A 15439-nucleotide genomic window follows, 5' to 3' on the forward strand; every position below is an offset into this window, starting at 1 on the left:
CCGCGTGAGCGCTGCGTTGCCGCCAGCTTCATTGTCTGTTTTGTCTGTTCACCGCCAGGCCCTGGCCCAAGACTCCGTGACCACCACTTCGACCTCGCATAACGCCGTACCCGTGCCGCGCGGCACGCTGATGATCCAGGGCACCACGTCCGACGCGGGCAAGAGCACACTGGTCGCCGGATTGTGCCGGCTCGCGCGCCGCGCCGGCGCGCGGGTCGCGCCGTTCAAGCCGCAGAACATGGCGCTCAACAGCGCGGTAACGGTGGACGGCGGCGAGATCGGCCGCGCGCAGGCTTTGCAGGCGGTGGCCGCGGGCATTGCCGCGCACACCGATCTGAACCCCGTGCTGCTCAAGCCGACCAGCGACCGCGGCGCGCAGGTGATCATCCACGGCAAGGCGCGCACGAACCTCGACGCGCGTGCGTACCACGACTACAAACCCGTCGCGTTCGAAGCCGTGCTGCAGTCGTATGCGCGTCTGCAAGCGGCGTACGACACGATTTTTGTCGAAGGCGCGGGCAGCCCCGCCGAAATCAATCTGCGCGACCGCGATATCGCCAACATGGGTTTTGCGGAGGCGGTGGATTGCCCGGTAGTGCTGGTGGCCGATATCGACCGAGGCGGCGTGTTCGCCCATCTCACGGGCACGCTCGCGTGTTTGTCGGCGAGCGAGCAGGCGCGGGTGCGCGGCTTCATCATCAACCGTTTTCGCGGCGACGTCGGTTTGCTGCAGCCCGGTCTGGACTGGCTCGAAGCGAAGACCTGCAAGCCGGTACTCGGCGTGATCCCCTATCTGCATGGGCTGACGCTCGACGCCGAAGACATGCTGCCGCCCGAATTGCGCGCGGCGCATAGCGGTGGCGCGGGGCGCATGCTGCGGGTAGTCGTGCCGGTGCTGCCGCACATCAGCAATCACACGGATTTCGACGCGTTGCGCGCGCATCCGCAGGTCGATTTTCATTACGTGCGCAGCGGCACACCGCCGCCGCCGGCCGATCTGATCATTCTGCCGGGCTCGAAGAACGTGCCTGGCGACCTGGCGTTTCTGCGCGCACAAGGCTGGGACGCGGTGCTGCAAAAGCATCTGCGCTATGGCGGCCGGGTGATCGGGATTTGCGGTGGCATGCAGATGCTGGGGCGTGAAGTGGCCGATCCGCATGGCGTGGAGGGCGCGCCGGGTACGTCCGCGGGACTCGGCTGGCTCGACTATTCGACAGTGCTCACGCGCGACAAGACGCTGAAGAATGTGACCGGGCGCCTCGCGTTGCCCGGCGCGCCGGAAGTGGCCGGCTACGAGATCCATATGGGCGAGACGCGCGGGCCGGCGTTGGACACGCCCGCGCTGCAATTGGGCGACGCGCGGGATGCCCGCCCCGACGGCGCGATCTCCGCCGATGGCCAGATTCTCGCCACCTACGTGCACGGCCTGTTCGACACGCCGGCCGCCTGTGCGGCTTTGCTCGCGTGGGCGGGTTTGAGCGATGCCGAGGCAATCGACTACCCGGCGTTGCGTGAGGCGTCTCTGGAACGCCTTGCGGATACGCTTGCCGAGCATCTCGATCTGGCGAAACTTTTTGCTGCGATGGGTTGATCGGGGTCAAAGGGGAAGATCAGATTAAATCCTGTTGGGAAATAATCAAAGCGTGAGAACTGGTTTTTCGCTTCGTACGGTTCGAATAGAGTGCAGGCATCGACGGCCGTTTCCGTGCTGTCTCTCTCTCTTCAAGGACCTGTCATGAACCCGAACTGTTCTGCCGAGCTTGCCGCTTTACTCCTTCGCGTCGCTCTAGGCGTGCTCTATCTCGCCCACAGTCTGCAAAAGATTTTCGTCTTCACGCTGCCCGGCACGGCGCAGTTCTTCGTCTCGCTCGGCTTGCCGGGCTGGCTCGGCTACGTGACGGCATTCGTCGAACTGTTCGGCGGCATTGCGCTGCTGCTCGGCGTGCAGGTGCGCTGGGCCGCGCTGGTGCTGCTGCCGTTCATGCTCGGCGCGATGTCGCAGCATCTCCACAACGGCTGGGGTTTCGCGTCGCCGAACGGCGGTTGGGAATATCCGGCGTTCTGGGCCGTGACGCTGGTGGTGCAGTCGCTGCTCGGCGGCGGGGCGCTGGCGTTCGGCGGGGCGAAGGCGCCGCGGGCGGTGGCCGCCTGAGCGGTTGGCTGCTCCCATGAAAAGGCACGCGCCGCAAGGCCGCGTGCCTTTTTTATGGTACCGCGTCCCTTTCCCTCGTCAATACAACACGATCTGCGTACACCGGAACAGCGCCATCGTCTTGCCGTTCGGATCGGTGACCGTGGCATCCCACACCTGTGTGCTGCGCCCGAGATGCACGCTCTTTGCGACTGCACGGATCGTCCCCTCGGTTGCCGTGCCGAGAAAATTGCTTTTCACCTCGATGGTCGTGAAATTGCGCGCGGTCTCCGGCAGATGCGCGAGGCAGGCGTAGCCGCAGGCGGTGTCGGCGAGACCGATCACGGTGGCGGCATGCAAAAAGCCGTTCGGCGCGAGCAGTTCCGTGCGCACGGTCAATTCCGCGATCAGCACGCCCTCTTCCAGCGACACGACATGCACGCCCAGCAGGCCTGGCAGCGAGCCTTTCTGGCGTTCGTGGAGGCGTTCGACGGTGTATTCCGGGCGCAGTTTGCTCATGAGATTCGGATCCTGGTTGAAGAAATCGGCAGCGCACAGCGGCTAATTAGCCGTTTGGGGGCTTCGGCCAGCGTGCATTTGTCGATATTATCAACGGCTGGATCGGCAAGTGGATCTGAAACCAATGCGGATCCGGGCACACTTGCGCATGTCAGACCCAATACGCGGCAAACCGGCTGGCGGCAGCCAGCCTTCTTTCCGGGAGAATTCATGACGGTGATCGTGGTGGCGAATCCGAAGGGCGGCGTGGGCAAAAGCACGCTGTCCACCAATCTGGCCGGCTATTTCGCGGCGGCCGGCGAGTGGGTCGCGCTGGCGGACCTGGACAAACAGCAGTCCGCGCATGCGTGGCTGTCGCTGCGGCCCGACACGCTGCCGGCCATCGAAACCTGGGAAGTCAATCTGGACGCGCCGGTCAAACCGCCCAAGGGACTGGAGCATGCTGTCATCGACACACCGGCCGGGCTGCACGGCAATCGCCTGAATATCGCGCTGGATCTGGCCGACAAGGTGATCGTGCCGCTCCAGCCGTCCATGTTCGATATTCTCGCCACCCAGGAATTCCTCGAGCGGCTGGCCAAGGAGAAAGCGGTCAGGAAAGGCGCAATTGAAATCGGCGTGGTCGGCATGCGCGTGGATGCGCGCACGCGCTCGGCGGAGCAACTGCATCGCTTTGTCGAGGGGCTGAAGTTGCCGGTACTCGGCTTTTTGCGCGATACCCAGAATTACGTGCAACTGGCGGCCCACGGGCTGACCTTGTGGGACGTGGCGAAAAGCCGTGTGGAGAAGGATCTGGAGCAGTGGCAGCCGATCGTCGAATGGACTAGCGGGGCGGGAAGGAAGGGTTGAGGCGGCAGGGCCGGCGGCTGTGTGCCGCCCGCCAGGTCGAGTCCCCGCGCGGTGAATTCCCCAAGGAATTCCTTGGGGGCGCACGCGTGGCGGACATCTGACAAACTGCTAGCGAACTTGCCAGCAAACTACTACTGCGCGTTCAGGTCCAGTTCTGCGTCGGCACGTGATCGCGGCTGCCCTTGATCCTGTTGTTGTCGTCCACGAACACGAGGTCCGGCTTCCAGCCGGCCTTCAGCTCCGCTTCGTCCACCACTGCGAACGCCGCGATAATCACCAGATCGCCCAGCTGCGCGCGCCGCGCCGCCGATCCGTTCAGCGAGATCATGCCGCTGCCGCGTTCACCCTTGATCGCGTAGGTCGAGAAACGCTCGCCATTGTTGATGTTCCAGATGTCGATCCGCTCGTTTTCGACGATGTTCGCCGCTTCCAGCAAATCTTCGTCGATCGCGCACGAACCTTCGTAGTGCAGTTCGCAATGCGTGACCGCGACGCGGTGAATCTTCGACTTCAGCATGTTGCGTTGCATGACCAATCCTGTGTGATTTCTTTGCGTGTCTACGTCTGCCTAAGACGGCTTCAGATTTCGAGGTTATCGATCAGACGGGTGGCGCCGAGCTTGGCGGCGGCCAGCACCACCAGTTCCGCATTCGCGTCTTCCGGACCCGGCGGCAGCAGATTCGAGCGCTTGCGCACGGCGATGTAGTCGGGCTGCCAGCCGCGTGTGGCGAGCGCCGCCATCGCCGCCCGTTCGATTTTCGCGAAGTCGCGCTCGCCGCCAAGCACCGCTTCGCGCACCTGATTCAGTTCGGCGGCCAGCCTCGGCGCCTCGGCGCGCTCGGCGGACTGCAGATAGCGATTGCGCGAGCTGAGCGCGAGGCCGTCGGCATCCCGCACAGTTTCGGCGGCAATGATGTCGGTGGGCAGCGCGAACTGGTTGCACATGCGGCGCACGATCATCAACTGCTGGTAATCCTTTTTGCCGAACACGGCAACGCGCGGCTGCACGCACGACATCAGCTTCATCACTACCGTGCACACGCCCTGGAAGAAGCCCGGCCGGAATTCGCCTTCGAGGATATCGCCCAGATCGTGCGGCGGATGCACGCGGTACTCCTGCGGCTCCGGATAGAGGTCTTTTTCCGTCGGTGCGAACAACACGTAGACGTTTTCCTTCTGCAGCTTCTCGATGTCCGCTTCCATCGTGCGCGGGTATTTGTCGAAGTCTTCGTTCGGACCGAACTGCAGCCGGTTGACGAAGATGCTGGCCACCACCGGGTCGCCGTGCTGACGCGCGAGACGCATCAGCGACAGATGGCCCTCGTGCAGATTGCCCATTGTCGGCACAAACGCGGTGCGATTCTGGCCGCGCAACTGGTCGCGCAATTCATGGATCGAGCTGATGACTTTCATGATCGGACAGGGATTTCCTCGCGCGGCGCGAGACTGGGTGGACGCAAAACCCTAAGGAATCGCGCGGGCCGCCGCCTCACTGGTAATGACAGGTTCGGAGCGCGGGATTGTAGTGGATTTGGACGGCTGCCGCACCGAAAAGAGGCACCTTCTCCCGGCGAACGGAATCGAGCCCCGTTTGAGGGTGTCAGGCGGGCAAATAGGCGAGGCGCACATAGATCGGCGCGAACGGTTCCGCCTGGGTGATTTCAACGAGCGATTCGCGGCACAGCTCAAGCACGGCGATGAAATTCACCACGACCACCGGCACGCCTTTGCTCGTGTCGAACAGGTCGGAGAATTCGATGAAGCGCGCGTTTTGCAGCTGCCGCAGGATCGAGCTCATATGCTCGCGCACCGAAAGCTCCTCGCGCGAGATTCTGTGATGCTGGACCAGCTTGGCGCGCTTGATCACGTCGGCCCACGCGGCGCGCAGGTCTTCGCTGTTCACGTCGGGAAAACGCGGCGTGATGCTTTGCTCGATGTAGACCTCGGCGCGCAGGAAGTCGCGCCCGAGTTGCGGCAACTGGTCGATGCGCTGCGCGGCGAGCTTCATCTGCTCGTATTCGAGCAGGCGCCGCACCAGTTCCGCGCGCGGATCTTCGGCTTCCTCGCCGCTGTCCGCCTTCTTGACTGGCAGCAGCATGCGCGATTTGATTTCGATCAGCATCGCGGCCATGAGCAGATACTCGGACGCGAGTTCGAGATTGGTCTGGCGCAACTGGTCGACGTAGCCGAGGTACTGCACCGTGACGTCCGCCATCGGAATGTCGAGCACGTTGAAGTTCTGCTTGCGGATCAGATACAGCAGCAGATCCAGCGGGCCTTCGAACGTTTCGAGAAACACCTCGAGCGCGTCCGGCGGGATGTACAGATCCGTCGGCATCTTGAAGAGCGGCTCGCCGTACAGGCGTGCAAAAGCGATGCCGTCGACGGTGTCGGGTGTCGAATCGGTGGCGGGCGCGGCCAGCGCGGCGTCGGCGGGGGCCGGCGGAGCGCCGTGTGCCTCGTCGGCGTGACTCACGCGCTTAGAAGTTTTGATAGTACGAGTAAGGCGTCTGTTCCACGCGCGAGGCTTTCTGCTCGGCGCGTTCTTCGAGATCGATCGGCTGTTTGTCCCACAGCAGCGCGCGGCCGCGGCGCTGCTCGGCTTCCAGGTTGGGCTTCTGTTGCTTGAGCTGGTTCAGGAACTGGGTGATGTCCGATTGATACATGGCTCGACGTCCGTGGTATAGGAATTGGCGGCCGCCCGGCGGTCATTCGCCGGACACCGCTGCTATTCCGCAATTTTACCGCATGCGCGGCGCGCGGGCGAAAAACGGCGGCAGCGCCAGGTGGCCGGCGCACGAAAATACCCGGAACCCGCGCGGCGCGGTGTGCGTCAAAGGCGGGCGCGTCGCCAACCAGGCGGCGTGCATCCGTTGTATTCCCTGGGTTCGGTGCGGGCGTCAGGGTCTTCGCTGGCGTGTTGCGCCGCGCGCGAATCTGGCGGCGAGGCCCGCCCGCACGCGGCGCACCCCTTTTTAGAGATCTCGCGGCATCATGCCGATGTGGTCAAATAGCGAGCTTCGGCCGCCGCGGCGCGCCTGAGCGACGGAATTCATCAACCACGGCCGGAGGTCCTGTTTGGCGGGGTGTGCGATCGACAAGCCGCGGCTGCGGCGCGGCAAGGCCGGTTTCCGGCGTGGGCCTCGCACGCCCATGCGGCACTGGCTGCGCGCGTGGCTGGCATTCGGTCTCGTCATGTTGACGCTGGCGGCCGGCCACGCTCACGCCGCGAAAGCGGCCGCCAGCTACAAGGTCGATATCGAAGCCACGCCGCGCTCGCTGCGCAAGCTGCTCGAAGCGCATCTGGATATTGCGCGTTTCGCCAAACGCCCCGACATCAGCGACGACCAGTTCGAGTTTCTGATCACCGCCACGCCTCAACAGGTGCGCGATCTGGCTTCCACGCAGGGTTATTTCACGCCGGTCGTGCGTACCGACGTGCGCACCGTCGACGATACGAAGCGCGTCACCGTGAGCGTCGATCCCGGGCCGCAAACGCTGATCTCGTCGATTTCGCTGTCGTTCCGCGGGCCGGTGCTCACCGAAGACCCGGCGCAGGAGAACGCCGCGCGCTTCGCGTTTTCGCTGCACGAAGGCGACCCGTTTTCGCAGGGCGGCTGGGACGATGCAAAAAACGCGTCGCTCAAGGCCTTGCAGGCGCGCCGGTATCTGGGCGCGAAGATTTACCATTCCGAGGCACGCGTCGATCCGCGCACACACGAGGCGAAACTGTCGGTCACGTACGAAAGCGGGCCGACTTTCACGATGGGCAAGTTGGACGTCTCCGGCACGCGGCGCTACCCGGAACAGATCGTCGACAACGTGAACCCGATTTCGGTGGGCGATATCTACGACGTGCAGCGCGTCGCCGAATTGCAGCGGCAACTGCAAAACACGCCGTACTACGCGAGCGTCGCAATCGACGTGGATAGCGACCCCGCCAAACCGGTCGAGACGCCGATGCACGTGAAGGTGTCGGAATATCCGTACAACAGCATTCGCGGCGGCGTGGGTTATTCCACGGACAACGGTCCGCTGGTTCAGGGCTCCTATTCGTACCTCGACACTTTCGGCAAAGCCTGGCCGTTCACCGTCGAGGGCCGCGTCGACCAGATCCAGCAGTACGGGCAAATCGAACTCTCGATGCCGCCGGGGCGGCGCGCGTGGACCAATAGCATGCTGGCTTCCTACACCACGACCGACGTTTCCGACACGCGCATCTACAGTATCCGTGGCGGCGTGCAGCGGGCCCGGACCTCGCAGTTCATCGACTACAACTACGCGCTCCTGTTCTATCAGGACCGGCTCGACCAGAACGCGGCCGCGCCGACCACGAGCCGCGCGCTGGTGCCGTCCTGGTCATGGACCCGGCGCAACACCGACGACCCGCTGTTCCCGCGCAAGGGCAACCTGATTCACGTCGAGGCGGGCTTCGCGGTCAAAGGGGTGCTCACCGACCAGACCTTCATTCGCGGTTATGCGCGCGGCCAGCAGTACCTGCCGATCGGCAAGGAAGACCTCGTGCTGATTCGCGCCGAACTGGGCGGTGTGTTCACGAGCGGCCCTTCGAGCGGCATTCCGGCTTCGCTGCTGTTTCGCGCGGGCGGCTCGAATTCGGTGCGCGGCTATGGCTATCAGAGCATCGGTAACAACGTCGACGGTTCGGTGCTGCCCACCAAGTACCTCGTCACGGCGGCGGCCGAATACCAGCATTGGTTCAACCACGACTGGGGCGCTGCTGCGTTTTTCGATGTCGGCACCGCCACGGATACCTGGGGCGAAAAAGTCTTTTATCCAGGCGTCGGTGTCGGGGCACGCTGGCGCAGCCCGGTCGGCCCGGTCAACGTCGATGTCGCCTACGGGATCCGCAACCGCAGCGTGCGGCCGTATCTGACGCTGGGCATCGCCTTCTGATGGAAACCTGCTTCCCCATGATCCACGCATGACCACGGACGTTTCCGCCCAACCTCCCGCCCAGCCGCCGGGTGCTCATCCGCCAGGAGAGCCGCCAAGGCAGCCGCCGGGACAGCAGCCGCCACCCGAAGGGCCTGCGCCCAGGCGCCGGCTCGGCCGGTTGCTGCTGAAATCGCTCGCGTGGACGGTGGCCGTGGTCGTGTTGTTGCTCGCGTTGGCGGCGGGTTTGCTATACGGCGCGCTGACCACGGAGCGCGGCACCGCCTATGCGTGGCAAGCGGCGGTGAAGCTGTTGGGCGGTAAGCTGAGCGGCACGCTTGAAAGCGGCGCACTCGCCAACGGCCTGCAATTGCGGCAAGTGCGCTGGCGCAGCCTCGACGGCAGCGGCACCGATATCCAGATCGATCGCGTGGCGGGCCGCTGGGCGCTCGCGCGCCAACCGTGGCGCTTCACGGTCGACTATCTGCATGTCGGCACGGTGGACGCGCGCATCGGCGCTTCGTCGTCGAGCAGCGGGCCGATGAAGCTGCCGCAAGACCTGCGCTTGCCCATCCAGCTCGACATTCGCGACGTCCAGGTCGACAAACTGTTGCTGCATCAGGGCGCGTCGACGACCGAATTCTCGCGCTTCGTCTTTCATGGACGCAGCGACGGTCGCCATCACGAGGCCGCGATCGAGCGGCTCGACACGCCGTTCGGCGCGGTGACGGCGGCCGCGAAACTCGACGGCGTGCGGCCGTTTCCGCTGAGCGGGGACATCGGCTATTCGGGCAAGGTCAACAACGAGGCAGTGCAGGTGGGCGGGCATCTGAGCGGCTCGTTAGAGAATCTGATCGCCGAGCTCGACGCGAGCGGCATGAAACTCGCGGGTCACGCCAGGGTCGAGGCCGAGCCGTTCGGCGACGTGCCGCTACAGCGCGCCACGCTGACCTTCGATCACATCAACCCGCAGGCGTTTTCGCCGGGTGCGCCGCAGGCCGATCTCGCCGTGCGGGCAGAGTTGCAGCCGGTCGGGCAGGGGGCGGCGGAGGCGGCCGTGTCGGGGGCGAGTGGGGCGAGTGGGGCCAGCGCGGCGCAGCGCGCCATTGCCGCAAGCGGCGAACACAGCGCTCAGCCCCGCGCGTCAGGCAAAAGCACCGCCGGATTCGCGGTCGCCGGCCACGTTTCGATCGTCAACGCCAAGCCCGGCGCGATCGACCAGAACCTGCTGCCGCTGATCGATGCCAACGCCGACGTGCGGCTCGACGCCCAGACGCAGCGCATCTCGAACCTGAACGTGCGCCTCGTGAAGAGCGCCACGCTCACCGGCGGCGGCGCGCTGAGCGGCAAGCACGGGCAGTTCGATCTGCAGGTCGCCGGGCTCGACCTGAATGCATTGCAGGCAACGGTGCGGCCTACGCAGCTTTCCGGTCCAATCAGTGTTCGTCTGAACGACGACGTGCAGAGTGTCACGCTCGATCTCGCGGACCCAAAAGCGGCGCTGCGCGCCCAAGGCAAGATTACCTTCGATCCCGCGCGGATGAGCTTCAACGACGTGCGCATCACGTCGGGCAAAGGCCGCATCGATCTCTCCGGCGCGCTCAAGCACGACGCGAATTCCACCTACAACCTGAAAGCGCAACTGACCGATTTCGATCCGTTGACGCTGACTTCGCAGATGCCGTCGCGCACGCCGGTGGCCGGCCCGGCACCGGCGGCGAGCAGTGCCGGAAAGAGCGGAACCGCGCAGGCCACGGCGCAAGCCGGCAGCACGGCTGGCGCAAAGAGCGCGGCGCCCGCCGACAAAGCCGCCGCCGCCGTGAAAAACACCGCGAAGGCAGCGGTCAGAACCGAAGTGGCCCAGCGCAAAACGCCGGCGCCGAAACGCGGCGCGCCGCCTGCCCGCAAGATCGAGGCGCGCGTGAACGGCACGCTCAGCGCGGCCGGCATGCTCGGCCCGGTCTTCACGACCAAGGCCGACTTCAAGCTCGGTCCGAGCGTGTACGACGGCCTGCCGCTGACCGGTAGCGGCACCGTCCAACTGGCGGGCTCGCGAATCCTGCCGAGCCGCGCGAACCTCTCGGTGGCGGGCAACCAGGTGGATGTGCAAGGCAGCTTCGGCGCGCGTGGCGACCGGCTGAAGTTTCGCGTCGATGCGCCGGAACTGGAGCGCCTCGGCTTCGGTCTGGCGGGGCTCGTCGCTGCCGATGGCGACATCACCGGCTCGTTCGCGCATCCGAATGTGGTGCTGAACTACAAGGCGGACAGCGTGGTGTTCAGCAGCAACCGCATCGGTCATGCGGAAGGCCACGCGGAACTGCGCGACGGCGCGAACGGCGCGCTCGTCTTTACCACCGACGCACGCAATGTCAGCGCGGGCGGCGTCGATCTGAGCACGCTCACGGCGCGCTTGTCCGGCACGCGCGCCAATCACACGCTCGAGGCGGCGGCCACCGGCAAGCTGCAGGACCGTCCGCTCGATCTCACGCTCGCCGCCAACGGCAAGCTGACCGAAGCGCGCGAAGGCACGCGCTGGGACGGCACGGTCACCCGCTTGCAGAATCGCGGCACGCCGTCGTTCAATCTGGAGTCGCCGCTCGCCGTCAGCGCCGGGCCGCAGCACCTGACGCTCGGCGCGACGAGGCTCACGCTCGAAGGCGCGGTGCTGAGCCTGAAAACGTTCGCCTTCGACCACGGCAAGATTCAGTCGGCGGGCAGCCTGACTGACATTTCGGCCGTGCGCCTTCAGGATCTGCGGCGCCAGATCACCGGCGAGCCGCCGATCGTCAAAACCGACCTGGTGTTCGACGGCGACTGGGACTTCACGCTCGGCAGCACGGCGAGCGGCCACATCCAGCTGAAGCGCCGTAGCGGCGACGTTACGGTCGAGATCGGCCGGGGCCTCGCTTCCCTGGGCATTTCGGATATCAGCGCGCGCGCTGAGTTCAGCGGCGGCAACCGGCTCAACGCCACGGTGCATGCGCAGGCAAGCCGCATCGGCGTGATCGACGCCGACGCGCACACCACGTTGGTCATGCGCGACGGCTTCCTGACCGTCAACGAAGAGGGCGCGCTTACCGGCAATGTGAATGCCAATGTGCCGTCGCTGAAAACGACCGGCGGCCTGTTCGGTCCGAGCTATCTGCTCGACGGCCACCTCGCGCTCAAGCTCGCGCTCGGCGGCACGGTCGCCAAACCGAACCTGACCGGCTCGCTGCTCGGCGACGGAATTTCCGCGACGATGGTCGACCAGGGCGTGCAATTAAAGGATGGCGTGGTGCGTATCGCGCTCTCGCAGAATCTGGTCGACTTCCAGCAGGTCGAGTTTCACGGCGCGAGCGGCACGTTGCGCGCCACCGGGCGCGTGCGTCTGGACGGTGCCCAGCCGGACCTGACCGCGAGCATCGTCGCGGACAAGCTCGAATTGTTCGCGGCGCCGGACCGTAACCTGTCGCTGTCGGGCAGCGCGACCGTGGCGAACGGCGGGACGCTGGGCGGCATGGAGATCAACGGCAAATTCGTGGTCGATCACGCGTTGTTCGACATGCCGGAGCAGTCCGCGCCGAAGCTCGGCGACGACGTGGTGGTGGTGCGCCCCGACGGTTCGGTGGCGGGCGAGCGGCCGCGGCCCGTGGCGGGCACCAACAAGCCGATCGGCCCGTTCGCGCCGCGCGCCAATATTGACATCAACCTGGGCAACAGCTTCCGCTTCCGCGGTCAGGGCGCGGATCTGGGCCTGAGCGGTACGATCACCGCCATGAGCGCGCCGAATTTGCCGCTGCGCGCAGTGGGGAACGTGCGTGTCACGCCTGGTTCGACCTATACCGCGTTCGGCCGCAAGCTCAATATCGAAAACGGCTTCTTCACGTTCAACGGTCCGGTGGCCAATCCCGGCATCAACATCCTCGCCATGCGCCGCAATCAGCAGGTCGAGGCGGGCGTGCAGGTCACGGGCACGGTTCAATTCCCGACCGCGAAGCTGGTGTCCGAACCGAACGTGCCGGATAACGAAAAGCTCTCGTGGCTGCTGTTCGGTCATGGCACGGATCAGGGCAACAACCTGGGTCAACAGAGCACCATGACGACGGCGCTCGCGTTGCTCGGCAGCGCGAGCGGCAAGCGGATCGCGCAGACTTTCGGGCTCGACGAGTTCTCCATTGGGCGAAGCGAAGTCGGACTGACCGATCCGCAGGTGGTGATGGTGTCGAAGGCGATCAACGAGTGGCTCGTGATCGGCTACGAACAGGGGCTGCAGTCGGCGAGCAATGCGATCAAGGCGACCGTCAACCTGACGCGGTACTGGTCGGTTGCGGCTTATGGCGGCACGTTCGACGGCCTCGATCTGCTCTACACGCGGCGCTTCGACCGGATCCACTGGTGATGCGCGCGATGCGGGCTTGAATCTGCGCGGCCAGGCAAAAAAGGCACCGCAAAAAAAGTACGGCAAAAAAACGGCACAGCAAAAAAAACGGCACGCCTTTTAGAGCGTGCCGTTTTTATTCGCGCCTGCAGCGCAAGCCGCCGCGCGTTTTGTTTCTTTACTTCACGCGCATGCCCGGCTTCGCGCCGCTATCCGGCTCGAGCACGTAAAGACCCGGTTCGGCTTTCTCGTCGGTGGCGGAGGCGGCCAGCACCATGCCTTCGGACATGCCGAACTTCATCTTGCGCGGCGCGAGATTGGCGACCATGACCGTGAGCTTGCCGACCAGTTGCTCCGGCTGATACGCCGACTTGATGCCCGAAAACACGTTGCGGGTCTTCTCTTCGCCGACGTCGAGCGTGAGTTGCAGCAGTTTGTCCGAACCTTCCACCGCCTTGCAGTCGACGATCTTCGCAATGCGCAAATCGATCTTCGCGAAGTCGTCGATCGAGATGACGCCGGGTGTTTCGTCTTTCTCGGCGGCGGCTGCTTTTGCTGCCTTCGACTTGCCCTTGGCGTCGGCCGGCGCGGCTGCTTCCGGCGTGGCTTGCAGCGAGTCGCGATTGGCGGCGAGCAGCGCTTCGATCTGCTTCGGATCGACGCGCGTCATCAGATGCTTGTACGCGTTGATTGGCCGGGTGGAACTGAGCGGCACGTTGGCGTCCGCCCAAACCAGCGGTTCGATGGCGAGGAAGCCTTCGACCGCTTCGGCGAGCTTCGGCAGCACCGGCTTCAGCGCCAGCGACAGCAGGCGGAACGCTTCTATGCTCACGCTGCACGTTTCATGCAGCGCGACGCCGTTCGCCGGGTCTTTGGCCTGATCCCACGGCTTGGCGGTGTCGACGTACGCGTTCACGGCGTCGGCCAGTTCCATAGTCTGACGCAGCGCGCGGTTGTACTCGCGGGCTTCGTAGTTCGCGGCGATTTGCGGCACGGCGGCGCGCAGCGAAGTGAGCAGCGGATGCTGCATCGCACTGTCCTGCACGCGGCCGTCGAAGCGCTTGATCAGGAAGCCGGCGGCGCGGCTCGCGATGTTCACGTATTTGCCGACCAGATCGCTATTGACGCGCGCCTGGAAGTCGTCGAGGTTCAGGTCGAGGTCTTCCATCGTGCTGTTCAGCTTGGCCGCGAAGTAATAGCGCAGCCATTCCGGATTCAGGCCCGTCTCGATCAGACTCTGCGCGGTGATGAAGGTGCCGCGCGACTTCGACATCTTCGCGCCGTCCACGGTCAGGAAGCCGTGCGCGAACACGTTGGTCGGCGTGCGGTGGCCCGAAAATTCGAGCATGGCCGGCCAGAACAGCGTATGGAAATACAGAATGTCCTTGCCGATGAAGTGATACTGCTCGGCCTTCGAACCCTTGCGAACCCACGCGTCGAAATCGAGGCCGCGTTTTTCGGCGAGGTTCTTGAAGCTCGCGTAATAGCCGACCGGCGCGTCCAGCCACACATAGAAATACTTGCCCGGCGCACCCGGAATTTCGAAACCGAAATACGGTGCGTCGCGCGAGATGTCCCAGTCGGCGAGCTTGGCTTCGCCGGCGTCGCCGAGCCATTCGCGCATCTTGTTGGTGGCTTCCGGCTGCGCCAGACCGCCCACCCATGCGCGCAGGAAATTCTCGCAACGCGGATCGGAGAGACGGAAGAAGTAGTGCGTCGAGGTCTTGCGAATCGGCGTGGCGCCCGAGACGACCGAGTACGGATTGATCAGTTCGGTGGGCAGATAAGTCGAACCGCATACTTCACAGCTGTCGCCGTACTGGTCTTTCGCGCCGCATTTCGGGCATTCGCCCTTGATGAAGCGATCCGGCAGGAACATTTCCTTGACCGGGTCATACGCCTGTTCGATGTCGCGCGCGTCGATCAGGCCTGCTTCCTTGAGCGCCAGATAGACGTTTTCGCTGAGAACGCGGTTCTCTTCGGAGTCGGTCGAATAGTAATTGTCGAACGAAATCCCGAAGCTGTCGAAGTCGCGCTTGTGTTCCTGCCAGACGCGGTCGATCAGCTGCTTCGGCGTGAGACCTTCTTTCTCCGCGCGCAACATGACGGGCGTGCCGTGCGTGTCGTCGGCGCCCACGTAGTAGACCTCGTGCCCGTGCATTCGCAACGTCCGGACCCAGATGTCCGTCTGGATATATTCGACCAGATGGCCAATATGGATTTGCCCGTTCGCATAGGGAAGGGCCGACGTGACGAGAATCTGGCGACGGCCTGACGGCGCGCCTGCGGAGAGATCGGTTGCGGGTGCTGACATAAGGATGGTGGGAGCCTGCGGTGGGACGAAACGTTGATTCTAGCAGGGCAGGCGCCCGGCGCGGGGCGGGCCGCGTGGGGCGGTGTGTCCCCGAGGGAACTCACGTGGTGTGTAAACCGAGCGCCCAAAAAAAACCGGGGCTATTAACCCCGGAGCAACAACGACAAGAGGAGAATGGTGACGCGGCGGCATCGCCAGCCACGTACCGTAAAGACAGACAGCGGATTTTCCGCAGAGTTCGAAATTTTTTTCGTTCTCGTGCGAGATTCCTGTTCTCCGCCTTTCACGGCTTTCTAAAGCATCACAATCGGCATCACGATCGCCGGCGATGCAGTTGCGGCGACCGGCTTTCTCAATCTCCCCTGGTTCTGTC

Annotated in this window: 11 protein-coding genes; 5 read left to right on the forward strand and 6 right to left on the reverse strand. The window is 64.5% G+C overall.

Annotated features, from left to right (window positions below; genetic code table 11):
• The first annotated feature begins 130 nt into the window (after positions 1 to 130).
• Both PDMSB3_RS04165 and PDMSB3_RS04170 read left to right on the forward strand, forming a co-directional pair.
• Positions 131 to 1591 carry a cobyric acid synthase gene (locus PDMSB3_RS04165; protein ID WP_232064243.1) on the forward strand — a complete coding sequence of 487 codons (1461 nt, stop codon included), beginning with the start codon at positions 131 to 133 and terminating at the stop codon, positions 1589 to 1591.
• 144 nt (positions 1592 to 1735) lie between these two features.
• Positions 1736 to 2152: a DoxX family protein gene (locus PDMSB3_RS04170; RefSeq protein WP_165184967.1), complete on the forward strand. Its 417-nt coding sequence runs from the start codon at positions 1736 to 1738 to the stop codon at positions 2150 to 2152.
• 78 nt (positions 2153 to 2230) lie between these two features.
• Here PDMSB3_RS04170 and PDMSB3_RS04175 read toward each other — a convergent pair whose 3' ends face one another.
• Positions 2231 to 2650, reverse strand: coding sequence for a PaaI family thioesterase (locus tag PDMSB3_RS04175; RefSeq protein ID WP_165184968.1), 420 nt, complete (start codon positions 2648 to 2650; stop codon positions 2231 to 2233).
• 210 nt (positions 2651 to 2860) lie between these two features.
• On the opposite strand from PDMSB3_RS04175, the gene PDMSB3_RS04180 reads away from it, so the two are divergent.
• Positions 2861 to 3499, forward strand: coding sequence for a ParA family protein (locus tag PDMSB3_RS04180; RefSeq protein ID WP_007175927.1), 639 nt, complete (start codon positions 2861 to 2863; stop codon positions 3497 to 3499).
• 142 nt (positions 3500 to 3641) lie between these two features.
• On the opposite strand, the gene panD is transcribed toward PDMSB3_RS04180, so the two are convergent.
• From panD to PDMSB3_RS04200, 4 genes are all read right to left on the reverse strand, one after another.
• On the reverse strand, positions 3642 to 4028 hold the full coding sequence (gene panD, locus PDMSB3_RS04185; protein ID WP_007175926.1) for an aspartate 1-decarboxylase: 387 nt from the start codon (positions 4026 to 4028) through the stop codon (positions 3642 to 3644).
• Between the two features lie 50 nt (positions 4029 to 4078).
• Positions 4079 to 4912 (reverse strand): pantoate--beta-alanine ligase, encoded by an 834-nt coding sequence (gene panC / locus PDMSB3_RS04190; protein ID WP_165184970.1) that lies wholly within the window; start codon positions 4910 to 4912, stop codon positions 4079 to 4081.
• A 187-nt stretch (positions 4913 to 5099) separates the two neighbouring features.
• Positions 5100 to 5975 carry a segregation and condensation protein A gene (locus PDMSB3_RS04195; RefSeq protein ID WP_165184972.1) on the reverse strand — a complete coding sequence of 292 codons (876 nt, stop codon included), beginning with the start codon at positions 5973 to 5975 and terminating at the stop codon, positions 5100 to 5102.
• A 4-nt stretch (positions 5976 to 5979) separates the two neighbouring features.
• Positions 5980 to 6165 carry a DUF3460 family protein gene (locus PDMSB3_RS04200; protein ID WP_007175923.1) on the reverse strand — a complete coding sequence of 62 codons (186 nt, stop codon included), beginning with the start codon at positions 6163 to 6165 and terminating at the stop codon, positions 5980 to 5982.
• Positions 6166 to 6577: 412 nt separating this feature from the next.
• On the opposite strand from PDMSB3_RS04200, the gene PDMSB3_RS04205 reads away from it, so the two are divergent.
• Entirely contained in the window at positions 6578 to 8413 is a 1836-nt protein-coding gene (locus PDMSB3_RS04205; protein ID WP_165184974.1) for an autotransporter assembly complex protein TamA, read from the forward strand.
• A 28-nt stretch (positions 8414 to 8441) separates the two neighbouring features.
• Positions 8442 to 12773, forward strand: coding sequence for a translocation/assembly module TamB domain-containing protein (locus tag PDMSB3_RS04210; protein ID WP_165184976.1), 4332 nt, complete (start codon positions 8442 to 8444; stop codon positions 12771 to 12773).
• 157 nt (positions 12774 to 12930) lie between these two features.
• Here the strand turns inward: PDMSB3_RS04210 and metG are convergent, their stop codons facing one another.
• Positions 12931 to 15066 (reverse strand): methionine--tRNA ligase, encoded by a 2136-nt coding sequence (gene metG / locus PDMSB3_RS04215; protein WP_165184979.1) that lies wholly within the window; start codon positions 15064 to 15066, stop codon positions 12931 to 12933.
• Positions 15067 to 15439 lie beyond the last annotated feature (373 nt).

The organism is Paraburkholderia dioscoreae (genome assembly GCF_902459535.1).
GTDB classification, from domain to species: domain Bacteria; phylum Pseudomonadota; class Gammaproteobacteria; order Burkholderiales; family Burkholderiaceae; genus Paraburkholderia; species Paraburkholderia dioscoreae.